Source organism: Hydrogenophaga sp. NH-16 (assembly GCF_004006415.1).
Lineage (GTDB): Bacteria > Pseudomonadota > Gammaproteobacteria > Burkholderiales > Burkholderiaceae_C > Hydrogenophaga > Hydrogenophaga pseudoflava.
The window spans coordinates 4368221-4391904 of the sequence record NZ_CP029344.1; the positions used below are offsets into that span (position 1 = coordinate 4368221).

Here is a 23684-nt window from a genome sequence, read left to right on the forward strand (position 1 = left end):
TCATTCCTTGGCTGGGTGCACAAATCGGATGGGTTGGGCCGCAGCGATCCGCCTGGCGACCTGGGTTCGGTCCATCACGTCTCCAGCCAGTTGGCCGCAGGCTGCATCGATGTCGTCACCACGCGTCTTTCGCACGGTGGTCACGATGCCAGCCTCGCTGAGGATCCTGGCGAACGCCTGCACCACAGGACGCGGCGAACACTTCAGGCCGGAGTCGGGAAACGGGTTGAAGGGTATCAGGTTGAATTTGCACGGAACACCCCGACCATCGTGATGCCGCACCAGCTCCAGCAACTGCGCGGCGTGCTCAGGCTGGTCATTGACCCCGTCCAGCATGCAGTACTCGAACGTGATGAAGTCGCGCGGCGCGGCCGGCAGATAGCGCAGGCAGGCGTCCAACAGCTCGGCAATCGGGTACTTGCGGTTGATGGGCACCAGAACATCGCGCAACTGGTCATTGGGTGCGTGAAGGGAAACGGCCAGCGCCACCGGGCAGTCCTTGGCGAGGCGGTCGATCATGGGCACCACGCCCGAGGTCGACACCGTGACGCGCCGCCTTGAGAGCCCGTAGCCATGGTCGTCCAGCATCACTCTCAGCGCTGGCACCAGGGCGCTGTAATTCTGCAAGGGCTCACCCATGCCCATCATCACAACGTTGGTGACCACACGCTCGGACGACTTCAGGTGCTGGCGCAGGAAGTGCTCTGCGTGCCAGAGCTGGGCCAGGATTTCTCCGGTCGTCAGATTGCGGGAGAAGCCCTGATGCCCGGTGGAGCAGAAGCGGCAGCCCACGGCACAGCCCGCCTGCGAAGACACGCACAGCGTGCCACGGTCGTCTTCTGGGATGAACACGGTTTCGACGGCGTTGCCGTCGCCCACATCGAACAGCCACTTGATGGTGCCGTCGGCCGAATCCTGGCGCGAAAGCACCGGCAGGCCGGTGATGGAGCAGACCGATGGGAGCTTTTCACGCAGGCTCTTGGCGAGATCACTCATCTCGTCGAACCGCGAAGCACCCTTCTGATGAATCCAGCGAAACAGCTGGACGGCGCGGAAGCGCTTTTCGCCCAGCTGTTCGCAAAAGGCGGTCAGGCCCTCGAGATCGAAGTCGAGCAGGTTGACCGTCATGATGGCATGGTCAGCCCGCAATCAGCGCGAGTAGACGTTCATGCCGGGGAAGAAGAAAGCCACTTCCACGGCAGCGGTTTCGGGGGCGTCGGAGCCGTGCACGGCGTTGGCGTCGATGCTGTCGGCGAAGTCGGCGCGGATGGTGCCGGCGGCGGCCTTCTTGGGATCGGTGGCGCCCATCAGGTCACGGTTCTTGAGAATGGCGCCTTCGCCTTCCAGGACCTGGATCATCACGGGGCCGGAGATCATGAAGCTCACCAGATCCTTGAAGAACGGACGCTCCTTGTGCACGGCGTAGAACTGCTCGGCTTCGCGCTGCGACAGGTGGGCCATCCGGGCGGCCACAACCTTCAGGCCGGCTGCTTCGAAACGGGCGTAGATCTGGCCGATGACGTTCTTGGCAACAGCGTCGGGCTTGATGATGGAGAGGGTGCGTTCGATGGCCATGATGGTCCTTGGAGCAGGTTATGAAATAGAAATCGTGCGCCTTGCGGCAAAGCCCTTGATTCTACATCGCGCCCATGTCAACACACCTGATGCCCTCAGGGGCACGCCGGGCTCAGCGCCCTCCGGACCGCCCTGGCTTCCGGCCCTTCTGCGGCATCTTGTCGCGTGCAGCGTCGCGCTCCCTGCGCCGTTGCAGCGAGTCCTGCCCGATGTATCCATACGAGGTTTTCATGGGGTCCGGCTGTCCGCCCGCCCCGGCACCCTTGGCGGGTGCCTTGCCAGGACTCTTTCCAAAGCCCCTCGCACCAGCCCCGGCAGGCTTGCCGTCCTTGGCAAAGGACGCTCCGGCGCGCGCTCCGCCGCCTTTCCCGTCGGGTCGGGGCCCCTTTCCAAAGTGCCTGCCACGCCCACCGGTGTCACGAACAGAAGCCGGGCCCTCGCCGCTTTGCGGCATACCGGCCGCGGTGGTCAGTCGCTCAATGTCCCGATGATCCAGTTCAAGCCAGACTCCTCGTTTGAGCCCCCGCGGAAGCATCATGGCGCCATAGCGGATGCGAATCAGGCGGCTGACGGCGTGACCCACCGCCTCGAACATGCGACGCACCTCGCGGTTGCGACCCTCGGCGATGGTCACCCGGTACCAGCAATTGGCCCCTTCACCGCCCCCCTCCTCGATGGACGCAAACTGGGCCATCCCGTCATCGAGCCTCACCCCATCGAGAAGGCGCTGCTTTTCTTCAGAGGACAACGCGCCCAGCACGCGCACGGCGTATTCCCGCTGCAATCCGAACCGGGGATGCATCAGCCGGTTGGCCAGCTCGCCGGAGTTCGTGAGCAGCAGCAACCCCTCCGTGTTGAGGTCCAGGCGTCCCACGGACTGCCACTTGCCGGTCTGCAGACGGGGCAGGCGGCGGAATACCGTGGGCCGGTTCTGCGGGTCGTCGTGTGTCACCACCTCGCCAGCGGGCTTGTGATAAGCGAGTACCCGCGGCGGAGGTGGCGCGATGCGAACACGCACCGGCTTGCCATTGACCTTGATGGTGTCCCCGTACTGGATGCGCTGACCGATGTGCGCCGGTTCACCATTGACGGAAATGCGCCCCTCCAGAATCAGCTGCTCCATCTCCAGCCGCGAACCCAGCCCCGCCTGGGCCAGCACTTTGTGGAGCTTGGGGGAGTCGGCCTCGGGCTGCAGCACGCGCTTGGAAGGGAGAGGCAGGTCCTGCTCCTGCACGGCATCAAATGCCCCGCTGACCACATCATCAAAGGCCATACTGCCGGAAACCGGGGCCGCGGCGGGCGCAGACGCGGGCACGGACCCGGCAGGCGATGCAGCCTGACCTTCGTCCAGAGCGGTTTCATTCGGCTGTCGGGGGGGCACCATGTTCATGCTGTTCCTGAAAAAGTTCGGATGTCTGGGATTCAACGGGCTCTCCCGCCTGCTCCGGGGTGCTGCCGCCCAAGGCGTCAAAGTCCAGCCGCCCCAGAGCGGACTCCTGAACCTCGCTGCTGTCCAGCGGCGGCAGCTGATCAAGCGACGACAGGCCGAGGTCGTCCAGAAACTGGCGCGTCGTGGCAAACAGCGCGGGCCGCCCGACGGTTTCCCGGTGGCCGATGACCTCGATCCAGCCCCGGTCTTCCAGCTGCTTGAGGATCAGGGAGTTGATGGTCACGCCCCGAATGTCCTCCATGTCGCCCCGCGTCACGGGTTGTCGGTAGGCAATGATCGCCAGTGTTTCCATGGCCGCCCGCGTGTACTTGGGTGGCTTCTCAGGGTGCAGCCGGTCCAGGAAAGGTCGCAACTCAGGACGGCTCTGGAAGCGCCAACCGGAAGCCACCTGGACCAACTCCACGCCTCGACCAGTCCATTCGGCCTGCAGGTCCGTCAACAGGGTTTTGAGTGTGTCGGCCGACACCTCTCCATCGAACAGCACGCCCAGCTCCCTGATGGACAAGGGTTGGGGCGCACAGATCAGGGCCGTCTCGACGACGCGCCGGGCATCCGAAGTGTTCATCGGTGGTGCCTGAAAATGAATAATGGGGGTCCTGACAAAGCCGCAACAGCGGCAGCGGGCGTCGCGCAGGACTGACCGAGTGCTACAGGAATCGGGGATGGACGCGACGCTTCAAAGGCCCTGAGGGCTGTTGAAACCGGGTCTACAGATCGCCTTCATTGTAACGGAGCCCCGCGGCGTCCAAGGCGGCCCGGAAATCGGCTGGTACTGCGCTGGAAAAGCCCAGCTCGGCACCCGACACCGGATGGCTCAGACGCAAGCGCGCTGCGTGCAACGCCTGCCGCTGCATGCCCCACGCCACGCGACCACCATACAGCGCATCGCCCACAAGCGGATGACCAAGCCAGGCCATGTGCACCCGAATCTGGTGCGTTCGGCCGGTGTGAAGCTTGCAAGCCACCAGGCACGCCTGATCGACGGTATCCATCACCCTGAACGTCGTGCGAGCCGGCTTGCCTGCGGTACTGTCTTGGCGCAGAACGGCCATCCGCAAACGGTTGGCCGGGTCGCGCCCTACCGGCTGGTCGACCTCACACAGCTCGTCTCGCCGCCAACGGCCATGACCGATGGCCAGGTACTCGCGCTGAACCCCGCGCGCAGCGATCGCCCGCACCAGACCATCTACCGCACGACGACTCTTGCCCACGAGCATCAGGCCGGAGGTGTCCTTGTCCAGCCGATGCACGATGCCGGCGCGCGGCAAGCTGGCGGCGCCGGGGTGGTGGGCCAGCAGCCCGTTGAGCAGCGTACCGGTCCAGTTGCCGGCCGCAGGATGAACCACCAGCCCCACCGGCTTGCAGATCACCATCAGGTCCTCGTCCTCGTAGACGATGTCCAGCGCCATGGACTGTGCCACAAAGGCCATGGCCTGCTGCGTGGGTCGCAATTCGACCCGGAGCCGACCGCCAGCCACCAATCGCGCCGAGGGCTTGGCGGCCAGCCGGCCATCCAGCGACACCGCACCCTCCGCCATCAGCTGCTGGAGGTACGACCTCGAAAGCTCGGGCACCAGGGTGGCCAGCGCCTTGTCGATGCGCCAACCGTGCATGTCTGCAGGCACAGGGAGGTCGCGCACCTCGGTGTCCGCCAGCACATCGGCGGCGTCGACTTCAACCTCGGTCGCGCCGGGTCCGTTCACCCCCCCCGTCGATATAATTTCTGCAGCCAATCCGGTGTTCCAGTTGTGAAGGTAAGCGTGTGATTCCTCGTTCGAGATTATCGGTCGTGCCCCTGTGTGCCGTTGCCGCCGCGCTGAGCTTCTCGGGCTGCAGCTCCACTCCCGTGGACCCGACCAAGGACTGGAGCCCCAACAAGATCCACAGCGAGGCGATGGACGAGCGCAACGCGGGCAACTACGAAAAGGCCATCGGCCTGTACGAGAAGCTCGAAGGACGCGCGGCCGGCACGCCTCTGGCCCAGCAGGCCCAGCTCGAAAAGGCCTACACGCAGTACAAGGCTGGCGAGCAGGCCCAGGCATTGGCCACCATCGAGCGCTTTCTGCGTCTGCATCCGGCCAGCCCTGCGCTGGACTATGCGCTCTACCTCAAGGGCTTGGTGACGTTCAACGAAAACCTCGGTCTTCTTGGCTCGCTCGTCCAGCAGGACCTCTCCGAACGCGACCAGAAAGCGGCCAAGGAGTCGTTCGAGGCGCTGCGCGAGGTGGTCACCCGTTTCCCTGACTCGCGCTATGCACCGGATGCCCGAGCGCGCATGACCCACATTGTCAACTCGCTGGCACAGTCGGAAGTGCATGTGGCCCGCTATTACATGAGCCGTGGTGCGTACCTCGCGGCCATCAACCGCGCGCAAACCGCCATCACCGACTACCCCAAGGCACCGGCCCTGGAAGAAGCCCTGGCCATTCTCGTGAGCAGCTACGACGCACTCGGAATGACCCAGTTGCGTGACGACGCCAGACGGGTGCTTCAATCCAGCTTCCCGAACAGCGCCTACCTCGGTCGCACGCAGAGCATCGGCGGCAAGCCGTGGTGGAAGCTCTGGTGACGCCACGCTGCCAGCAGCAGTAGGCTGAAAAATTAGTGGTTACCATGCGGACCAGTGTGGGCAGCCCGCCCGCTCAAAAAGACGTTCTCCCATGACCAAAGGCTATCGCATCCATGCGTCAACCGGCATCCATCGGGGTGACCGCGACTACCAGCAGGATCAGGTCTGCCTGCTGCACCATCCCCGCGAAAGCGGCTGCCTGCTGGCGGTGGTGGCGGATGGCATGGGTGGCCGAAGCGGCGGCAGAAAAGCGTCGGACCAGGTGATGCTGACCTCGCGCCAGCTGTTCGAGCGCTACGACCCGGACACCGACGATCCTGCGGCCATGCTGCGGCAAGTTGTTGAAGAATCGCACCTTGTGATCAAGCTCACCGCCGTGTCGGCCGAGCAGGAGCCCCACAGCACGATTGCCGCGTTCCTGCTCACCCCCGGTGGCAGCAGCCAATGGGTGCATGCTGGCGACTCACGGATCTACCACTTCCGCAACGGCAAGATGGTGTTCCGCACCATGGACCACTCCTACGTGCAGTCGCTGGTCAACCAGGGAGAGATCACCGAGGAAGAGGCACTGGACCATCCGCACTCCAACATCCTGATGGGTTGTCTGGGTACCGACAGCGATCCCCCTGTGGACCTGCATGTGATCCCGCAACTGGGGCCCGGCGACGCGATCATGGCCTGCAGCGACGGCGTGTGGCACTACTTCACGCCGGACGAGCTCGCCAGCACAGTGGCCATGCTCTCGCCCCGCGAGGCCTGCGAGTTCCTGATCCAGAAAGCCCGCTCCCGGGCCAAGGGCTCTGGTGACAACCTGTCGCTGACCATCGTCAAACTCGATCCGCTGACCTGATCGGCGCAACACCTGGAGCCTGAACGGGCTGATCACGTCAGCCCGGTATCGACGGTCCGGTGCGCCAGCGCCAGATATTCGGCTGACTGCATCTCTCCCAGGCGCGAAACTGTCCTGGGGAATTCGTGTGCCATCGGGCCATCGGTGTAGAGCTGCTCAGGCGACACCGCAGCCGACATCACCAGCTTGACACGGCGGTCGTAAAGCACATCGATCAGCCAGGTGAAACGGCGCGCTTCCGATGCTTGGCGCACCGCCATCTGCGGCACATTGGACAGCAGCAGCGTATGAAACTGTGAGGCGATTTCCAGGTAGTCGTTCTGCGAACGTGGACCACCACAGAGCGTCTGGAAGTCGAACCAGATCACGCCACCCGCCCGGCGCCTGGAATGGATCTCGCGCGACTCGATGTGCATCACCGGGTCCTCGTCGTGCGCCTCGGCCAGTTCGCCAAAGGTTTTGTCCATCGCAGCATCGGCTGCCTCGCCCAGTGGGCAGTGGTAGAGCTCGATATGCGTCAGCGTGCGCTGGCGGTAGTCGGTTCCGTTGTCGACATTGATCACTTCCAGCTTCTGCTTGAGCAGCTCGATGGCCGGCAGGATGCGGTCGCGGTGCAGGCCATTGGGGTACAGGCCATCGGGATGGAAGTTGGATGTGGTAACAAAGCCCACTCCCGCCTTGAACAGCGCGTCCAGCAGGCGATGCAGGATCATGGCGTCGGTCACATCCGCCACGTGGAACTCGTCGAAGCAGATCAGCTTGTAGCGCTCGGCGATGCGACGCCCGAGCTCGTCCAACGGATTGACCGTTCCCTGCAGGTCGCGCAGCTCGCGGTGCACTTCCCGCATGAACTCATGGAAATGCAGCCGCGTCTTGCGCCTGATCGGGACTGCATTGAAAAAGCAGTCCATCAGGAAGCTCTTGCCGCGCCCCACCCCACCGAACATGTAGACCCCGCGCGGAATCTCCGGTTTGACGAACATCTTCTTCAGCGCATTGGAACGGCGCTGCTTGTACGTCGTCCATTCGGCGGCACACCGCTCCAGCGCGTCAATGGCACGCTGCTGGGCGGGGTCGGTGGTGTAGCCGCGCTGCTTCAGCTCGGCTTCGTAGGTGGCGCGGACCGACAAGGGCGAACCTGTGTCAGAAGTTCAGGGTGCGCTTGTCCACAGCCAGAGCCGCTTCCTTGGTCGCTTCCGACAGCGAGGGGTGCGCGTGGCAGATGCGGGCGATGTCTTCGGCGCTGGCCTTGAACTCCATGGCAACCACGGCTTCGGAGATCAGCTCGGAAGCCATCGGGCCCACGATGTGCACGCCCAGGATTTCATCCGTCTTGGCGTCGGCCAGGAACTTGACCATGCCGGTCGTGTCGCCCAGTGCGCGCGCACGACCGTTGGCCAGGAACGGGAACGTGCCGGCCTTGTACGCCACACCATCGGCCTTGAGCTGCTGCTCTGTGCGGCCGACCCAGGCGATTTCCGGGCTGGTGTAGATGACCCAGGGGATGGTGTTGAAGTTGACGTGACCGTGCTGGCCGGCGATGCGCTCGGCCACCGCCACGCCCTCTTCTTCCGCCTTGTGCGCCAGCATCGGGCCGCGCACCACATCGCCCACCGCCCAGACGCCCGGCAGGTTGGTTTTGCAGTCGCCGTCGACCACGATGGCGCCGCGCTCGTCCAGCTGCAGGCCCACTCCTTCAGCGTTCAAGCCAATGGTGTTGGGCACGCGGCCGATGGAGACGATGAGCTTGTCGGCGTCCAGCGACACCGCTTCGCCCTTGGCGTTGGTGTAGGCCACATTCACGCCCTTCTTGCCGGTCTTGATCTCGCCGACCTTCACGCCGAGTTCGATCTTCAGGCCCTGCTTGTCGAAGGCCTTCTTCGCTTCCTTGGCGATCTGCTCGTCCACCGCGCCCAGGAAGGTCGGCAAACCTTCGAGGATGGTGACCTCCGCCCCCAGGCGGCGCCAGACCGAGCCCATTTCCAGGCCGATCACGCCGGAGCCGATCAGCGCCAGCTTCTTGGGCACGGCACCGATGCGCAGCGCACCGTCGTTGGAAAGAATGAGCTCTTCATCGAACGGCACGCCTGGCAAGGCACGGGCGTTGGAGCCGGTAGCCACCACAACCTGCTTGCCAGTGATCACCTCTTCGGCGGCACCCGCCACCTTGATCTGGTAGGCACCATCGGCGGCGGCCACGAAAGAGCCGCGACCGTGGAAGAAAGTGACCTTGTTCTTCTTGAACAGGTAGAGGATGCCGTCGTTGTTCTGCTTCACGACCGTGTCCTTGCGGCCGACCATCTTCGCCACGTCCATCGTCACCTTGCCGGTGCTGATGCCGTGGTCGGCAAAGTGGTGGTTGGCGTGCTCGAAATGCTCGGAAGATTGCAGCAGAGCCTTGGAGGGAATGCAGCCGACATTGGTGCAGGTGCCACCGGGCGCGGGACCGCCGGCAGCGTTTTTCCACTCGTCTATGCACGCGACCTTGAAGCCCAGCTGGGCGGCGCGGATGGCCGCGATGTAGCCGCCGGGGCCGGCGCCGATCACGACGACGTCAAATGCTTGAGACATGTTTGTTCCTGAATGGGGTTGGACAAACGCCCCCGAAGGGGCGTCTGCAAAGTCACGGTTCGATCAGATGTCGAAGAGCAGGCGGGCCGGATCTTCCAGCGCTTCCTTCATGGCCACCAGACCCAGCACGGCTTCGCGGCCGTCGATGATGCGGTGGTCGTAGGACATAGCGAAGTAGTTCATCGGGCGCACCACGACCTGGCCGTTTTCGACCATGGCGCGGTCCTTGGTGGCGTGCACGCCCAGGATCGCCGACTGCGGCGGGTTGATGATGGGAGTGGACATCATTGAGCCGAAGGTGCCGCCGTTGGAAATGGAGAACGTACCACCGGTCATGTCGTCGATGCCCAACTTGCCGTCCTTGGCCTTCTGGCCGAACTCGGCGATCTTCTTCTCGATGTCGGCGAAGCTCATCTGGTCGGCGTTGCGCAGGATGGGCACCACCAGACCGCGTGGCGAACCGACGGCGATACCGATATCGAAGTAGCCGTGGTAGACGATGTCGTTGCCGTCCACCGAGGCGTTGAGGATCGGGAACTTCTTGAGGGCGTGCACGGCCGCCTTGACGAAGAAGCTCATGAAGCCGAGCTTGACGCCGTGTTCCTTCTCGAACTTCTCCTGGAACTTCTTGCGCATCTCCATGACCGGGGCCATGTTGATTTCGTTGAAGGTGGTCAGGATGGCGTTGGTCGACTGCGACTGCAGCAAGCGCTCGGCCACGCGGGCCCGCAGACGGGTCATCGGCACGCGCTCTTCCGGACGGTCACCCAGGTCGGGCGCGACCACCGCCACCTGCGGCAGCACCTTGGTGGGCGCGCCGGTAGGAATGGCGGCAGGAGCAGCAACCACGGCCTTGGGAGCGCTGGCGGCGGCCAGCACGTCGCCCTTGGTGACGCGACCGTCCTTGCCTGTGCCGGCCACGGAGCCAGGGGCCATGCCGTTGTCGGCCATCAGCTTGGCGGCGGCGGGCATGGCCACACCGGCCATGCTGGCAGAAGCAGCGGCCACAGGGGCCGCGGCGGCTGGTGCGGGAGCAGCCGCAGCCGGTGCGAGGGCGGCTGCCGGAGCAGCGGCGCCGGCCACAGCGGCGGTGTCGATCCTGGCGATGACCTGGTCGGCGGCCACGGTGGCACCGTCGCCTTGCACGATCTCGACCAGCACGCCACCGGCGGGCGCCGGGCACTCGAGCACGACCTTGTCGGTCTCGATCTCGATCAATATCTCATCGGCGGCGACAGCTTCACCGGCCTTTTTCTTCCACTGCAGCAGGGTGGCTTCGGCCACGGATTCGGAGAGCTGCGGAACCTTGACTTCTACGATTGCCATGTTTGTTCTACCTGGAATGTTTCGAGGGGCGTGGCCCAGAGGCTGCCCCGGCACGGGGCCGGGGCGCGAGGCTCACAACGCCGGAACGTTTATTTGGTGAGGATGAAGCCCTTGAGCTTGGCGAAAGCGGCCTCGATGAGGGCCTTCTGCTGGTCCTGGTGCAGGTGGGCATACCCCACTGCCGGCGAGGCCGAGGCCGCACGGCCAGCGTAACCCAGCTTCTGGCCTTCGAGCATGTTCTCGTGCACCTGGTGCTGCACGAAGAACCAGGCGCCCTGGTTCTGCGGCTCGTCCTGGCACCACACGATGTCGGTGGCGTTCGGGAAACGCTTGAGTTCGGCGCCGAAGACCTTGTGCGGGAACGGATAGAGCTGCTCGACACGGATGATGGCCACGTCGTCTGCACCCTTCTCCTCGCGCTTCTTGACCAGGTCGTAATAGACCTTGCCCGAGCAGCAGATCACGCGCTTGACCTTGTCGGCCTTCTTGATCACCGCCTCGTTCTGCTCCGGGATCACGGTCTGGAAACCACCCTTGGTGAACTCGGACAGCGGGGAGGTCGCGTCCTTGTTGCGCAGCAGGGACTTGGGCGTGAAGATCACCAGCGGCTTGCGCAGGTTGCGCACCATCTGGCGACGCAGCAGGTGGAAGATCTGGCTGGCCGTGGTGGGCTGGCAAATCTGCATGTTGGTGTCGGCAGCCAGTTGCATGAAGCGCTCGACGCGGGCCGAACTGTGCTCGGGTCCCTGGCCTTCGTAGCCGTGCGGCAGCATCAGCGTCAGGCCGTTGGCACGGCCCCACTTCACTTCGCCAGAAGCGATGAACTGGTCGATCACCACTTGGGCGCCGTTGGCAAAGTCACCGAACTGGGCCTCCCAGACCACCAGCGTGTTCGGGTCGGAGCCGGCGTAACCGTACTCGAAGCCCAACACAGCCTCTTCAGAGAGGATGGAGTCGATGACAACGAACGGGGCCTGGCCCTCACCCACGTTCTGCAGCGGCACATAGGTGCCTTCGTTCCACTTCTCGCGGTTCTGGTCGTGGATCACGGCGTGGCGGTGCGTGAAGGTGCCGCGACCGCAGTCCTCGCCCGACAGGCGCACCGGATAGCCCGAAGCGACCAGCGATGCAAAGGCCATGTGCTCACCCATGCCCCAGTCCACGTTGATTTCGCCACGGCCCATGGCCGCGCGGTCGTCGTACACCTTCTTGACCAGCTGGTGCGGGGTCACCGTGGCGGGAATGGTCGTGATCTTTTCGGCCAGGCGCTTCCACTCGGCCAGCGGAATCGCAGTGTCGGCCTGGTCGGTCCACTTCTTGCCCAGGAACGGCGACCAGTCGACCGAGTACTTGCTCTTGAAGTTGGTCAGCACCGGATCGACCGTGTGCTTGCCGGCGTCCATGGCGGCGCGGTAGGCCTTGACCATGTCGTCACCGAGGGCCTCGCCCAGACCTTGGGCGGCCAGCTTGTCGGCGTACAGCTTGCGCGTGCCGGGGTGCTGAGCGATCTTCTTGTACATCAGCGGCTGGGTCAGGCTCGGGGTGTCCTGTTCGTTGTGACCCAGCTTGCGGAAGCAGATGATGTCCACCACCACATCCTTGCGGAAGGTCATGCGGTATTCCAGCGCCAGCTGGGTAGCCAGCACGACAGCTTCCGGATCGTCACCATTGACGTGCAGCACCGGCGACTCGACACCCTTGACGATGTCGGTGCAGTACAGCGTGGAGCGCAGGTCGCGCGGGTCGGAGGTGGTGAAACCGATCTGGTTGTTGATGATCAGGTGCACCGTGCCGCCGGTGGTGTAGCCACGGGTCGCGGCCAGCGCCAGGGTTTCCTGGTTCACACCCTGGCCGGCAAAAGCGGCATCGCCGTGCACCAGCACCGGCAGCACCTGCTTGCCCAGCGGATCGCCTCGGCGGTCCATGCGCGCGCGCACCGAGCCCTCGACCACCGGGTTGACGATTTCCAGATGGGAGGGGTTGAAGGCCAGAGAGAGGTGGACCGGACCGCCGGGGGTGGTCACGTCGGAGCTGAAGCCCTGGTGGTACTTCACGTCGCCAGCGGGCAAGTCCTCGGGGGCGGTGTGGTCGAACTCGGCGAACAGGTCCTTGGGCATCTTGCCCAGGGTGTTGACCAGCACGTTCAGGCGACCGCGGTGGGCCATGCCGATCACGATTTCCTGCACACCCTGTGCACCGGCCTGCTGGATCAGTTCGTCCATGGCGGCGATGAAGCTCTCACCACCTTCGAGCGAGAAACGCTTCTGGCCGACGTACTTGGTGTGCAGGAAACGCTCCAGCCCTTCGGCCGCTGTCAGGCGGTCGAGGATGTGCTTCTTCTTCTCGGCGTTGAAGGACGGCTTGGAGCGGATGGACTCCAGCTTTTCCTGCCACCAGCGCTTCTGCGCCTGGTCACTGATGAACATGTATTCCGCACCGACGCTGCTGCAGTAGGTTTCGCGCAGCGCGTTGATGAGGTCGCGCAAGGACATGACTTCCTTGCCGAAATAGGTGTTACTGGTGTTGAAGACGGTCTCGAAATCCGCGTCTGTGAAACCGTAGAACGAAGGATCGAGCTCGGGGATGTTTTCGCGCTCGGTGCGCTTGAGCGGATCAAGGTCGGCCCAGCGGCAGCCGACGTTGCGGTAGGCGGCAATGAGTTGCTGCACAGCCACGCGCTTGCGACCCAGGTCGGAGTCGGCACCGGCGGCCATGACCACCTTGGTTCCGCCCTGCTTGGCGCGCTCGGCAAATGCGTTGATGACGGGCTGGTGGGGAACGTCGCGAGCGTCGGTGCCGTCAACGGCAGGGACGTGCTGCAGGGCATCGAAGTAGCCGCGCCAGTTGTCTGGCACGCTGCCCGGGTTCTCCAGGTATTTTTCGTACATCTCTTCGACGTAAGGGGCATTGCCCCCGAAGAGATACGAGTTGCCCTTGTAGGCAACGTAGACGTTCGTCTCGCTCATTGATCCGCTGACCTCCGTTTCCCTCTGGGAAACATTAGCTGGTTAAAACAACCTTCCGCGACACGGCTGAACCGGTTGGCGGATGCGACAGTGACTTTGGAAGGACCTGACTGCAGCCTGCGATTGTGCCACCGCGAGCACCTGCCGGCAAATGGAATGCCGGGGATGTTCGCAGCAGCTCAGGAAAACGGCATGCTGTGTTGCTTGCCGGCGAAGAGCGCGTCTGTTGTGAACGCGGGCTTCAGGATCCCACACGCGGGGACAAACGCTCGGACGCGGGCACAGCGCTGGGTTCGTCCATCTCGATGGCGATCTGGGTGCACACCGTGCGGCACAGGGTCACCGCCTTCTCGCTCTGAACCCGGTAGATCACCTGCGTGCCCTCCTTGCGCTTGGCCAGGACGCCGGCGCGGTACAGCAGATTCAGGTGCTGGGACAGGTTGGGCTGAGTGGTCTGGATTTCCTGCAACAACTGCGAGACCGATTTTTCCTTGTCGCACAGCGCGCTGAGGATGCGCAACCGCATCGGCGTGGCCAGCACACCGAACAATTCGGCGGCCAGTTCGAACACCCGGACTTTCTCGGTTTGGGCATCCGTCCCGATCATTTGTTCCATGGCTTTCCGCGAGGTTGTCAATATAAGCATGCATGATACTGACAAGACCCATCAAACCCAATGCCCTCATACATCAGGGGGTTCAAAAAAAACGGCGCCCCCAGGCGCCGTCGATCAGCCGCGCAGCTCTCAGGACTGCATGTCCCTGATCTGCTGCAGGGCCGCCGGGTCATCCATGGTGGTGAGATCCCCCGGATCGCGCCCCTCGCATACCGCCTGAATCGCGCGGCGCAGCAGCTTGCCGCTGCGGGTCTTGGGCAGCACACCCACGAAGCGCACACGGGCCGGGCGCGCCACCGCCCCGAGCTGCTCGTCCACCAGCTTCATGACCTCCCCCTCAAGCTTGAGCAGTGCCGCCTCGTCGCCCAGAAGCGCGGTGTCCTTGAGCACGGCGAACGCCATGGCCACCTGGCCCTTGAGCTGGTCAGCAACCCCCACCACCGCCACTTCGGCGATCTTTGGGTGGCTGGAAATGCTCTCTTCGATTTCGCGGGTACCCAGGCGGTGGCCAGCGACGTTGATCACGTCGTCGGTGCGCCCGAGGATGAAGTAGTAGCCGTCCTTGTCGCGGATGCCCCAGTCAAAGGTGCTGTAGACCTGCCGCCCCGGTACGCTGGACCAGTAGGTCTTGACGAAGCGCGCGTCGTCGCCCCAGATGGTCTGCATGCAGCCGGGCGGCAGCGGGCCTTCGACTGCGACCACGCCTTTGACGTCGCTACCGTGCAGCTCTTCGCCGGTCTGGTCGTCCAGCAACTTGACGTTGTATCCGTAAACCGCCTTGCCAGGCGAGCCGAACTTGCTCGGCGCCTTTTCCACCCCGTTGCAGATCGCCAGGATCGGCCACCCGGTCTCAGTCTGCCAATAGTTGTCGACGATGGGCTTGCCCAGCTCGTCAGAGATCCACTTGGCGGTCGGTTCGTCCAGCGGCTCGCCGGCCAGGAACAGCGCTTTGAGCGAAGACAGGTCGTACTTCTTGATGAACGAGGAGTCGTACTTTTTGAGCACGCGCACCGCCGTCGGTGCGCTGAACATCACCGACACCTTGTACTTCTCGACCAGGCTCCACCAGATACCGGCGTCCGGACGGATCGGCAGACCTTCGTACATGATGGTCGCCATGCCACCGATCAGCGGGCCGTAGATGATGTAGCTGTGGCCGACCACCCAGCCGATGTCGCTGGTGGAGAAATAGGTCTCGCCGGGCTCGCCCATGTAGATGTGCTTCATGGATGCGGCCAAGGCCACGGCGTAGCCGCCGGTGTCGCGCTGCACGCCCTTGGGCTTGCCGGTGGTGCCACTGGTGTAGAGGGTGTAGCTCGGGTGCGTGGCGTCGACCCATTCGCAGGGCACGACGACATCCATCACCTTGGCGCGCTCGGTCGCATAGTCGACATCGCGCCCCTCCACTGCCGTGAATGCGGCAAGACCCCGGTTGACCATCACGACCTTGCCCGGCTTGTGCGACGACAGCCGGATGGCCTCGTCCAGGAGCGGCTTGTACTCGACCACCTTGCCGCCGCGCGAGCCGGCGTCCGCGCTCACGATGGCCACCGGCGAGGCGTCCTCGATTCGGCTGGCCAGCGAGTGGCTGGCGAAGCCGCCAAACACCACCGAGTGGATCGCACCGATGCGCACACAAGCCAACATGGCAAACGCCGCCTCGGGAATCATCGGCATGTAAATCAGGACGCGGTCACCCTTCTTCACGCCCTGCGCCTTCAGGATGGCGGCCATGCGCTGCACCTCGGTGTGCAGCTCGCGGAAGCTGTAGGTCTTCTCGGTGTCGGTTTCGGTTGAGACAAAGATCAGTGCATTCTGGTCCGGCCGGTCCCTGAGGTGGCGGTCCACCGCGTTGTGGCAGAGGTTGGTCAGACCGCCCTCGAACCAGCGTGCGAACGGCGGGTTGTCGTAGTTGCAAACCCGGTCAAACGGTCTGTGCCAATCCACCAGCTGCGCCTGCTCGGCCCAGAAAGCGTCGCGGTCGGTGATCGAGCGCTGATGAAAGGCCTCGAAGCCCTGCGGGTTGCCCATGTAAGTCTCCTGGGTGGTGGATCAAACTGAATTCATAATTATGAATCCCAGACTTTCTGGAGTCTGACACGACGATGGCAGGACATCTTCGCCCGCCACCTTCCGAACTTACTTGATCAGCGCGTGAATCTCGCGGAAATCCGGGTGGTCGGCCGAACGCAGCCACTCGAACAACACCATCTCGGTGGTCACCAACTCGCATCCCGTGCCCGCCAGGCGGTCGAACGCCGCATCCCGGTTGCGCTCGGTGCGCGAGGCGCAGGCATCGGTGACCACCCACACATCCATTTCCTCCTCCACCAGATCCAGCGCCGTCTGGAGCAGGCAGACATGCGCCTCACATCCGGCCAGGACCACGGTGTTCCGCGGATGGGCCGCTGCAGCCGGCTTCTGCAGATGTTTGGGCAGGCTGCGGGCGTTGCCACCTTTGGTCGCGGGGCGCAGACATTCCAGCAGGCCATCGGGAACGGCACTGAAGTGCATCTTGGCGAGCGTGCGCTGGCAAAGGTCGCGCAGGCCCGGGTCGTTGGGCCCCAGCTTGGCGGGGTTCTGCTCGGTTCCCCACACCGGCACGCGCAGGCGACGGGCCGCCTGGGCCAGCTGGCGCGCGTTGGCCAGCACAGGCTCACGTTCCGGCAGCGCCGCCATCAGGCGCTCTTGATAGTCGACCAGAACAAGTTGGGAGTCGGAAGCTTCGAGCAGCATGAAAAAATCCTGAAACTGTTCGTGCGGACTGCACGAACCGAGGGGCGATTGTGACAAACAGGTGCAGCGCGATCACATGGAGAAGAGGTCACCCTGCCCCGCCCCGTCGGCGTCCTGCTGCGTAGCGGCCAGGGCCTGGTCCATCCATTGCTGGAGGCTCTGCACAAACCGCGATTCCATCAGCGCCCGCCCCTCACCCCTTTGAGGCCCCTGCAACACCAGCAGTCCCAGCCCGTAGGCCAGCACCTCGTCGTGCAACTGCTGGGCGGCATCCGGCGTCAGTCCGCAGGTCTGGAGGGTTTCCAGGCAGGGCTGCAGCGCGTCCGCCAGGCGCCCCTGCAGCACCGACGCCGATACACCCGCCTCGCCAGCAGCCTCCTGCACACCGTGTCCGCCGTGCAGGACCAGCTCCAACCGCTGGGCGTCACCCGCCAGCCACGCCCACCAGGCCACCGAGCGCTCGATGAACAAGGTTCGCGCCAGCGCCGCCTGCGCAGAAGATACCGGACTGCCGTCCCTGCGCGGCCGGACTGTGCGGTCACCGCGCGGCGCCCTGATGCCAGACACCAGGTCGGCCAGTTCCTGCACGACGCGTTGCTGCAACGCGGACAGGATCGCCTCCCGCCCCGGGAAGTAGGCGTAAAGCGCACCGGCGGTGTAGCCCGCACGCTGTGCCAGCTGCCGCATGTTGAAGCCCTGCCCCCCGGCCTCCTGCCACAGCGACCAGGCCACATCCAGCAGCTGTTGCCGCCGCTCGTCACCAAAACGCTGCTGCCGCGCCTGTCGGTCGGCCATGCGCTGCTGTTGCTGGCGAAGCTGTTCCGGCGTCAGGACCGGGGTGATGGCATCGAATTTGACTGACATGACTCGATTGTCTATTTCCTTGGTGCTTGTTTGATTATATGAACGCGGTTCATTTAATTAAATCAAGATTTTCTGTTTGTTGGTGATTTGTTAGAACAAAACCATTCCAGCAGTTCTCCCCTTGGTTTTCTGGTTGAACACCAAGTGAGTCATTCCATCCAAATGCCAACAACGCCCGGTTCCTGACCGTCGAAAACTTCAACAGAATCAAAGGGATTGGCAACAGAACCTCGCTTGACTTCGGAGCAGTGCTTCGCTTAAGCTGCCCCGATGCGTGTTATCTGTGTCGCCGCTCTTCTTCTGGGATGTGCCTTGTGCCAGGCCGCCCCCAACGACCAGGAGCCCGACGAGATGGTGCGAGTGCTGGAGGAACGCGGAGTGATGGCCCGGCTGGGCTCACAGCTCCAGCAGGCCAGAAGCGACATGGGAGAACGTGCATCCGATCTGGTGGTGCGCGCCATGGGGTTCCTGGGCGTGCCCTACCGCTACGGCGGCAACAGCGTGGACACCGGCTTTGACTGCAGCGGCCTTGTCCGGGCGGTCTATGAACAATCCTTCGGCAAGATCCTTCCCCGCCGGGCCGACCAGCAGGCGGCTGCCACGGAGGTCATTGACCGCAGCGACCTCAAGCCCGGCGACCTCGTTTTCTTCAACACCATGAGACGTGCGTTCAGCCATGTGGGCATCTACCTGGGCGAAGGCAAGTTCATCCACGCCCCTCGCGCCGGAGGTGCCGTGCGCGTGGAAGACATGCGTGTGGCTTACTGGCGGACACGGTTCAATGGCGCGCGCAGGGTGCCACTGAGCGGCCAGGACGTCGGCAGTCCCTGACCTGTTGCGGTTGATCACGCGCCACCCGCAGCGGGGACAGGTCAGCAAAAAGGCGCCGCAAGCAGTCCGTGTCAAAACGGATGAGCGGGGGCACACAAGAGACGCCTTGGTGCAACCCAAGGCGTTTTTTGCTTCAGAAAGCAATGCCCCGCAACTCACGTTGCGAGGCATTGTGCACAGCTCTTCAGCGTCTTGTTAGTGTTCTGACACGGACTGCTTGGGAGCCCTTGTGAAGCCGACGGCTGTCAGGCCTTCTTCGTGGTGACCTTACCGTGCTTCTCGATCAGCGCCTTGGCGGTGTCCAGCAGTTGCTTGCCGTTGAAACCGCGCTTGTCCATGTCCTGCATCCACTCGACCTCGACCAGTCGCGCCTTGCGCTTGAACTCCTGGGCTTCGGTCGCAGGGATGGTGTGGATGGTGTTGCCCTGCTTGACCGCCGCCTCGCGACCGGGAACATCCCCGCCCTGCTGCACCTTGCCCAGCCAGCCCGAGGTTTCGATGCCCGAGTTCTTGTCGATGATGGCCTTGAGGTCGGGCGGCAGCGAGGCGTACTTGGCCTTGTTCATCGCCATGATGAAGGTGGTGGTGTACAACGCGCCGCCAGCAGGGTCAAATTCGCTGTGGAACTTGGTGAGCTCGTGCACCTTGACCGAGGGAACCACTTCCCAGGGAATCACGCAGCCGTTGATCACGCCCTTGGACAGTGCGTCAGGGATCTGCGGCAGCGGCATGCCGACCGGTGTGGCGCCCAGGTAGCCCAGCATCTTGGTGATCTGCCGGGTGGGGCCGCGCACCTTGGAGCCTTGCAGGTCGGCCGCGGTCTTCACCAGTTTGTCGCGCATGTGGAACATGCCGGGGCCGTGCACCTGCAGCGCGATCGGGTGAACTTCCTTGAACTCGTCCGTGGCCGCGGTCTGCACGTATTCCCAGTAGGCGCGAGAGGTCGCTTCGGCGTTGTTCATCATGAACGGCAGTTCGAACACCTCGATGCGTGGGAAACGGCCCGGGGTGTTGCCCGGCAGGGTCCACACGATGTCGACCACACCGTCCTTGGCCTGGTCGTACAGCTGCACGGGCGAGCCGCCCAATTGCATGGCGGGATAGGCCTCGAACTTGATGCGACCTTCGGAGTCCTTGGTGACTTTGTCCATCCAGGCCTTGTGCATGTTCAGCCACACGTTGGATTGCGGCGCCATGAAAGTGTGGAACTTGAGGGTCACGCTTTGCTGGGCAAGGCCGACGAGGGCGGGGGCACCGAAGGCAACGGCGGCACCGGACTGGAGCAGGGTTCTGCGCTGGATCATGTGATGGCTCCTGTAGTTAGGGGAACAGCGGATCAGAGGCGTTCCATTCTAGGGAGCGGCCTCTGGGGGTTTACCCTTGCCGGGTCACCCCACGTGCACAGCAATGCTGGTGAGTCCGTCGACACCACCGCTCATGGTGTCGCCGCTGACCACCGCAGCCACGCCTTCGGGTGTGCCGGTGTAGATGAGGTCGCCGGGTTGCAGTTCCCAGGCCGCCGACAGGTGCTCGATGGTTTCGGCGATGTTCCAGATGAGCTTCGAGACATTGCTGCGCTGACGGTCGGTGCCGTTCACCTGGACCCAGATCGCGGCGTTGGCGATGTCGCCGGCTTCAGCGGCGGGTGTGATGGGGCCGATGGGCGCCGACTGGTCGAAGGCCTTGCCGATGCACCAGGGGCGGCCCTGTTTTTTCATGTCGTTCTGGAGATCCCTGCGGGTCATGTCCAGCCCCACGGCGTAGCCGTAGATGTGGCTGGCGGCATCGACTGCCTTGATGTTCCGTCCACCCCGGCCGATGGCGACGACCAGCTCGATCTCGTGGTGCAGGTTGCCGGTGAGCGACGGGTAGGGAATGGTGGCGGTCTGTCCGGCCTCGGCCACCACGATGGCGTCGGCAGGTTTGAGGAAGAAGAAAGGCGGCTCGCGGCCGGTGAAGCCCATTTCCTTGGCGTGTTCTTCGTAGTTGCGGCCCACGCAGTAGATGCGGTGGACGGGAAAGCGTTCGGCGCGCCCCACCACGGGCACGGAGACGACGGCGGGCGGGGCGAAGGTGTAGCTCATCGGTGACCTTTCAGGACTCGGGGAGGTGGGTCAGTGTTGCGAGGCGGGCAGGCGGACCACCAGCCCATCGAGCTCGGGTGTCAGCCGAACCTGGCAGCTCAGCCGGCTGCCGGCCTCGACCGGACTGGCCGCGAAATCGAGCATGTCGGTTTCGTCGGCCACCGGCTTGGGCAGCTTCTCGGCCCAGGGGCTGTCGATCATGACGTGGCAGGTGGCGCAGGTGAGAACGCCGCCGCAATCGGCCTCGATGCCATGGATATCGGCGTCGACAGCGGCCTTCATCAGGCTCTGGCCGGTGGCGGCGGTGATGGTTTCTTCGGTCTGGTCGGCGTGGACGAAACGGATGTGGATGGTGCTCATGTGAAAGAAGTGAATCAGTAGCGGCTGAAGTATTCGCGCCGTTCAAAGTCTGCCTTGTCCTGGGCGTCGGCGTGGCGGTTGATTTCAGACTGCTTGATGCGGCAAAAGTGTTCGACCACCGCAGCGCCCAGTCCGTTCATCAGTGCCTCGTCGCCCCGCAGGGCGGCCAGGGCATCGCCCAGGTTGTCCGGCAGGCGAGCGTGGCCGGTGGCATAGGGATTGTCGGTGGCGGGCGGAGGTTCCAGGCCGCGCAGCAGGCCGTCCAGGCCGGCATGGATTTGGGACGCCATGTAGAGGTAGGGATTGGCCGCGGGCTCGCCGATGCGGTTTTCAATCCGGGTGGCGGGGTCGCCCGCGGCGCCCACCACGCGCAACATCGCGCCTCGGTTGTCCTGGCCCCAGATGATGTGCTGCGGCGCCAGGGCGTTGGGCCGGAAGCGGCCGAAGCCGTTGATGGTGGGGGTACACAGCGCGGTCATGCCCGGCGCATGCGCCAGCAGGCCGGCCAGCCAGTGGGCACCGGCGTCCGAGAGGGTGTGGCGGGCGTCGCGCACCGTGCTGTCCTCGGCGGGAGCGGCGCGCGCACAGCCGTTGCGGCCGCCATCGCGTTCAACCAGTGACTGGTGCAGGTGCCAGCCGCTGGACATGATGTTGGGGAAGGGCGGGCGGCACATGAAGGTGGCCAGGTAGCCGGCGCGGCGCAGCGCCTGCCGCACGCCGTTGCGGAACAGCACCATCTGGTCGGCGGCGGTCAGCGCATCGGTGGCGTCGAACACCGCCTCCACCTGGCTCGGGCCCAGCTCAATCTCCAGCGACTGCAGTGGCAGGCCCAGCGCCTGGGCGGTCTGCATCACGATGCTCAGCGGCTCGTCTGCCATGTCCATCATGGCCTCGGCCTGCAGGTTGTAGCCGGGATGGATCATCTGCACCGCTGGCGGCAATCCCGGCCAGCCTGTGAGTTCGGGGTTGAGCTGAGGTGCTTCGTCGGTGATGCGGTAGATGTGAAATTCGACCTCCAGGCCGGTCTTGAAGCCGAAGCCCGCCATCGCGAGCCTGGACAGCGCCTGCTCCAGCACGTGCCGGCTGTCCAGCGCCACCGGCGTTCCGTTGCTGTGCCAGGGCTGGCAGCGCAACCAGCCCGTGCCCGCGCTCCAGGGCAGCAGGGTGAAGCTCTCGGGGTCGGGCAGCAGCATCAGGTTGGAGGCGCCGGCGAACCCGGTCAGGCCTTCGGTGCCCCCGGCCTCGAACACCTTCCAGGCGGTGTGGTCCGAGGTGTCCTTGAGCATCATGGTGCCGACCATGCCGACGCCGTCGCGCAAGGCCTTGACCGCGGCGTGTGCCATCAGGGTCTTGCCGCGCAACTGTCCGTGCACATCGCACCAGCCCATGCGCACGCGCTGGACGCCGCTGGACTCGATCAGCTCGGCGGCGCGCAGGCAGGCCGCCTCCCGGTGGGTGTCGTGCAGGCCGCAGCGTTCGGCGAACGACGTCATTTGGCAGCCGCCAGCAGCGTCTGTGCCGGTTCGGTGGCGCTTGACCACGGCGCACCCTCGCGCTTGTCGCGCACCGCGCGTTGCCACCAGTCCTGCCAGCCCTGGGCCGGTGCGATGCCGTCGACCGTGTCGGGTCCGGTGATGCCAGCAGCCTGTGCCGCATCGCCGATGCCTGGCGCCGTACCGCCCTGCGCCACGGTGTCCATGGCCTGCAGCAGCAGGCGGCGGTGGGCCATGATGACCTTGTCGGTGGTGCCCAGGTGTTCGCGCGTGCGGTCCTGGATCGGGCCCATGCTCTCGCAGGCCCACTGGTCGTGCACGTTGATGTCGTCCTCGCCCATGCCCAGGAAGGTGCGGGTCATTTGCTCCTCGGGGTTGAAGCCCCACTGGTTCCAGCGCCCGGCCTTGGGGATGTAGTCGGGCAGCGTCACTGCTTTCAGCCGCTGCTGGCGCATGGTGGTCTTGTCCACCGGTGCGTCGAAGCTGGTGAAGAAGGCGTACCAGTAGTTGCGGGTGTCGTCCACCGGCACATGCATCTGCGTGATCGTCATGGTCTCCGACAGCGGGATCACGAAGGTTTGCGGGAACACGTCGTTGGTCACCCGCACATGGGTCAGCGCCTCATTCAGCCGGCGCAGCGCGGTGAGCTGCAAGCCCCAGGGCTGCTGGGTGAACGAAATCTCGGGCTGGTCGAACTCGCGCATGACGCGTGTCATCGGCCAGCGTTCGCCACCGATGTCGCCCGCGCTGGCGCCGCGGAACTGCTTGCCGTAGCTGCCTTCCAGCGGGGCATCGTTGAAGAAGCGGTGCAGGTAGGAGGCGTGGGCCGGGTCGATGCCGACCTCGAACGCCTGCAGCCAGTTGCAGTGCCACAGGCCCTTGAATACGAAGCTGTGCGAAGCAGGGGCGACGAAGCAGTCCAGCGCAGGGAAGGGCGGTGGCGTCTGACCCTCCGGGCCGAGCCAGGCAAACAATGCGCCCGCCTTTTCGACCAGCGGGTAGCTGCGCTGGCGGATGCGCTGGCAGAGCGTGCTGCCGGCAGGTTCCGCCGGGGTTTCGGTGCACTGGCCGCTCACGTCGAACTTCCAGCCATGGAAGGGGCAGCGCAGGCCATCGCCCTCGTTGCGGCCATAGGCCAGGTCGGCACCGCGGTGCGGGCAGTCGCGGTCCAGCATGCCGAAGCGCCCCTGGGCGTCCTTGAACAGCACGAAGTCCTGACCCAGCAGCCGCACCGCCTTGACCGGGCGGACCGCCATCGGAGGGTCCAGCGCAGGATCGAACTCGTCCAGCATGGCCACGGGTTGCCAGTAGCGACGCAACAGTTCGCCACCGGGGGTGCCGGGGCCGACCTGGGTCAGGCGCTGGTTCTGTTCTGCTTTCATGGGCGTGTCTC

Annotated in this window: 20 protein-coding genes and 1 pseudogene; 3 read left to right on the forward strand and 18 right to left on the reverse strand. The window is 64.5% G+C overall.

Going from position 1 to position 23684, the window contains the following annotated elements; genetic code table 11:
- The 5 genes and pseudogenes from rlmN to DD542_RS21100 all read right to left on the reverse strand — a co-directional run bounded on the left by rlmN (position 1) and on the right by DD542_RS21100 (position 4728).
- On the reverse strand, positions 1 to 1128 hold the full coding sequence (gene rlmN, locus DD542_RS21080) for a 23S rRNA (adenine(2503)-C(2))-methyltransferase RlmN (protein WP_179130078.1): 1128 nt from the start codon (positions 1126 to 1128) through the stop codon (positions 1 to 3).
- Between the two features lie 21 nt (positions 1129 to 1149).
- A complete protein-coding gene (gene ndk / locus DD542_RS21085) occupies positions 1150 to 1575 on the reverse strand; it encodes a nucleoside-diphosphate kinase (RefSeq protein ID WP_066154216.1) in 426 nt (141 codons plus the stop codon).
- A 112-nt stretch (positions 1576 to 1687) separates the two neighbouring features.
- Positions 1688 to 2965, reverse strand: coding sequence for a pseudouridine synthase (locus DD542_RS21090; protein ID WP_079366177.1), 1278 nt, complete (start codon positions 2963 to 2965; stop codon positions 1688 to 1690).
- 115 nt (positions 2966 to 3080) lie between these two features.
- A pseudogene (gene scpB, locus DD542_RS21095) lies at positions 3081 to 3590 on the reverse strand (SMC-Scp complex subunit ScpB); the annotation flags it as partial.
- Between the two features lie 142 nt (positions 3591 to 3732).
- Positions 3733 to 4728 carry an RluA family pseudouridine synthase gene (locus DD542_RS21100; protein WP_241559617.1) on the reverse strand — a complete coding sequence of 332 codons (996 nt, stop codon included), beginning with the start codon at positions 4726 to 4728 and terminating at the stop codon, positions 3733 to 3735.
- 62 nt (positions 4729 to 4790) lie between these two features.
- On the opposite strand from DD542_RS21100, the gene DD542_RS21105 reads away from it, so the two are divergent.
- Positions 4791 to 5594 carry an outer membrane protein assembly factor BamD gene (locus DD542_RS21105; protein ID WP_079366235.1) on the forward strand — a complete coding sequence of 268 codons (804 nt, stop codon included), beginning with the start codon at positions 4791 to 4793 and terminating at the stop codon, positions 5592 to 5594.
- Positions 5595 to 5685: 91 nt separating this feature from the next.
- Positions 5686 to 6444 (forward strand): protein phosphatase 2C domain-containing protein, encoded by a 759-nt coding sequence (locus DD542_RS21110; RefSeq protein WP_066154221.1) that lies wholly within the window; start codon positions 5686 to 5688, stop codon positions 6442 to 6444.
- A 32-nt stretch (positions 6445 to 6476) separates the two neighbouring features.
- Here DD542_RS21110 and zapE read toward each other — a convergent pair whose 3' ends face one another.
- The 8 genes from zapE to DD542_RS21150 form a co-directional block, all read right to left on the reverse strand.
- Complete coding sequence (gene zapE, locus DD542_RS21115) at positions 6477 to 7574, reverse strand: cell division protein ZapE (RefSeq protein WP_079366175.1); 1098 nt, start codon at positions 7572 to 7574, stop codon at positions 6477 to 6479.
- A 13-nt stretch (positions 7575 to 7587) separates the two neighbouring features.
- On the reverse strand, positions 7588 to 9015 hold the full coding sequence (lpdA, locus tag DD542_RS21120; protein ID WP_066154225.1) for a dihydrolipoyl dehydrogenase: 1428 nt from the start codon (positions 9013 to 9015) through the stop codon (positions 7588 to 7590).
- A gap of 63 nt (positions 9016 to 9078) precedes the next feature.
- Positions 9079 to 10341: a 2-oxoglutarate dehydrogenase complex dihydrolipoyllysine-residue succinyltransferase gene (gene odhB / locus DD542_RS21125; protein WP_127806969.1), complete on the reverse strand. Its 1263-nt coding sequence runs from the start codon at positions 10339 to 10341 to the stop codon at positions 9079 to 9081.
- Between the two features lie 89 nt (positions 10342 to 10430).
- A complete protein-coding gene (locus tag DD542_RS21130; protein ID WP_066154231.1) occupies positions 10431 to 13307 on the reverse strand; it encodes a 2-oxoglutarate dehydrogenase E1 component in 2877 nt (958 codons plus the stop codon).
- 241 nt (positions 13308 to 13548) lie between these two features.
- A complete protein-coding gene (locus tag DD542_RS21135) occupies positions 13549 to 13923 on the reverse strand; it encodes a metalloregulator ArsR/SmtB family transcription factor (RefSeq protein WP_066154234.1) in 375 nt (124 codons plus the stop codon).
- Between the two features lie 129 nt (positions 13924 to 14052).
- Positions 14053 to 15954 carry a propionate--CoA ligase gene (locus DD542_RS21140; RefSeq protein WP_127806970.1) on the reverse strand — a complete coding sequence of 634 codons (1902 nt, stop codon included), beginning with the start codon at positions 15952 to 15954 and terminating at the stop codon, positions 14053 to 14055.
- Positions 15955 to 16062: 108 nt separating this feature from the next.
- On the reverse strand, positions 16063 to 16659 hold the full coding sequence (locus tag DD542_RS21145) for an isochorismatase family protein (protein WP_127806971.1): 597 nt from the start codon (positions 16657 to 16659) through the stop codon (positions 16063 to 16065).
- A gap of 72 nt (positions 16660 to 16731) precedes the next feature.
- Entirely contained in the window at positions 16732 to 17523 is a 792-nt protein-coding gene (locus DD542_RS21150) for a TetR/AcrR family transcriptional regulator (RefSeq protein ID WP_127806972.1), read from the reverse strand.
- A gap of 351 nt (positions 17524 to 17874) precedes the next feature.
- Here DD542_RS21150 and DD542_RS21155 point away from each other — a divergent pair, with 351 nt between their 5' ends.
- Positions 17875 to 18354: a C40 family peptidase gene (locus DD542_RS21155; RefSeq protein WP_127807462.1), complete on the forward strand. Its 480-nt coding sequence runs from the start codon at positions 17875 to 17877 to the stop codon at positions 18352 to 18354.
- A gap of 245 nt (positions 18355 to 18599) precedes the next feature.
- On the opposite strand, the gene DD542_RS21160 is transcribed toward DD542_RS21155, so the two are convergent.
- From DD542_RS21160 to DD542_RS21180, 5 genes are all read right to left on the reverse strand, one after another.
- Positions 18600 to 19658 carry a TRAP transporter substrate-binding protein gene (locus DD542_RS21160; RefSeq protein ID WP_127806973.1) on the reverse strand — a complete coding sequence of 353 codons (1059 nt, stop codon included), beginning with the start codon at positions 19656 to 19658 and terminating at the stop codon, positions 18600 to 18602.
- An 84-nt stretch (positions 19659 to 19742) separates the two neighbouring features.
- Entirely contained in the window at positions 19743 to 20438 is a 696-nt protein-coding gene (locus DD542_RS21165; protein WP_127806974.1) for a fumarylacetoacetate hydrolase family protein, read from the reverse strand.
- A gap of 30 nt (positions 20439 to 20468) precedes the next feature.
- Complete coding sequence (locus tag DD542_RS21170) at positions 20469 to 20798, reverse strand: 2Fe-2S iron-sulfur cluster-binding protein (protein ID WP_079365665.1); 330 nt, start codon at positions 20796 to 20798, stop codon at positions 20469 to 20471.
- A gap of 14 nt (positions 20799 to 20812) precedes the next feature.
- Positions 20813 to 22291 carry a glutamine synthetase family protein gene (locus DD542_RS21175; protein ID WP_127806975.1) on the reverse strand — a complete coding sequence of 493 codons (1479 nt, stop codon included), beginning with the start codon at positions 22289 to 22291 and terminating at the stop codon, positions 20813 to 20815.
- Complete coding sequence (locus DD542_RS21180) at positions 22288 to 23673, reverse strand: aromatic ring-hydroxylating dioxygenase subunit alpha (protein WP_127806976.1); 1386 nt, start codon at positions 23671 to 23673, stop codon at positions 22288 to 22290. The genes DD542_RS21175 and DD542_RS21180 overlap by 4 nt, the downstream gene beginning before the upstream one ends.
- Between the last annotated feature and the right edge of the window lie 11 nt (positions 23674 to 23684).

What these genes read in the sequence shown, in the direction of transcription:
- DD542_RS21090 (WP_079366177.1), bottom strand. Translation starts at nt 2,965, where the DNA reads ATGAACATGGTGCCCCCCCGACAGCCGAATGAAACCGCTCTGGACGAA.
- DD542_RS21160 (WP_127806973.1), bottom strand. Translation starts at nt 19,658, where the DNA reads ATGATCCAGCGCAGAACCCTGCTCCAGTCCGGTGCCGCCGTTGCCTTC.
- DD542_RS21145 (WP_127806971.1), bottom strand. Translation starts at nt 16,659, where the DNA reads ATGCTGCTCGAAGCTTCCGACTCCCAACTTGTTCTGGTCGACTATCAA.
- DD542_RS21150 (WP_127806972.1), bottom strand. Translation starts at nt 17,523, where the DNA reads ATGTCAGTCAAATTCGATGCCATCACCCCGGTCCTGACGCCGGAACAG.
- DD542_RS21140 (WP_127806970.1), bottom strand. Translation starts at nt 15,954, where the DNA reads ATGGGCAACCCGCAGGGCTTCGAGGCCTTTCATCAGCGCTCGATCACC.
- ndk (WP_066154216.1), bottom strand. Translation starts at nt 1,575, where the DNA reads ATGGCCATCGAACGCACCCTCTCCATCATCAAGCCCGACGCTGTTGCC.
- DD542_RS21165 (WP_127806974.1), bottom strand. Translation starts at nt 20,438, where the DNA reads ATGAGCTACACCTTCGCCCCGCCCGCCGTCGTCTCCGTGCCCGTGGTG.
- DD542_RS21135 (WP_066154234.1), bottom strand. Translation starts at nt 13,923, where the DNA reads ATGGAACAAATGATCGGGACGGATGCCCAAACCGAGAAAGTCCGGGTG.
- DD542_RS21155 (WP_127807462.1), top strand. Translation starts at nt 17,875, where the DNA reads ATGGTGCGAGTGCTGGAGGAACGCGGAGTGATGGCCCGGCTGGGCTCA.
- DD542_RS21130 (WP_066154231.1), bottom strand. Translation starts at nt 13,307, where the DNA reads ATGAGCGAGACGAACGTCTACGTTGCCTACAAGGGCAACTCGTATCTC.
- DD542_RS21180 (WP_127806976.1), bottom strand. Translation starts at nt 23,673, where the DNA reads ATGAAAGCAGAACAGAACCAGCGCCTGACCCAGGTCGGCCCCGGCACC.
- DD542_RS21170 (WP_079365665.1), bottom strand. Translation starts at nt 20,798, where the DNA reads ATGAGCACCATCCACATCCGTTTCGTCCACGCCGACCAGACCGAAGAA.
- lpdA (WP_066154225.1), bottom strand. Translation starts at nt 9,015, where the DNA reads ATGTCTCAAGCATTTGACGTCGTCGTGATCGGCGCCGGCCCCGGCGGC.
- odhB (WP_127806969.1), bottom strand. Translation starts at nt 10,341, where the DNA reads ATGGCAATCGTAGAAGTCAAGGTTCCGCAGCTCTCCGAATCCGTGGCC.
- rlmN (WP_179130078.1), bottom strand. Translation starts at nt 1,128, where the DNA reads ATGACGGTCAACCTGCTCGACTTCGATCTCGAGGGCCTGACCGCCTTT.
- DD542_RS21175 (WP_127806975.1), bottom strand. Translation starts at nt 22,291, where the DNA reads ATGACGTCGTTCGCCGAACGCTGCGGCCTGCACGACACCCACCGGGAG.
- DD542_RS21110 (WP_066154221.1), top strand. Translation starts at nt 5,686, where the DNA reads ATGACCAAAGGCTATCGCATCCATGCGTCAACCGGCATCCATCGGGGT.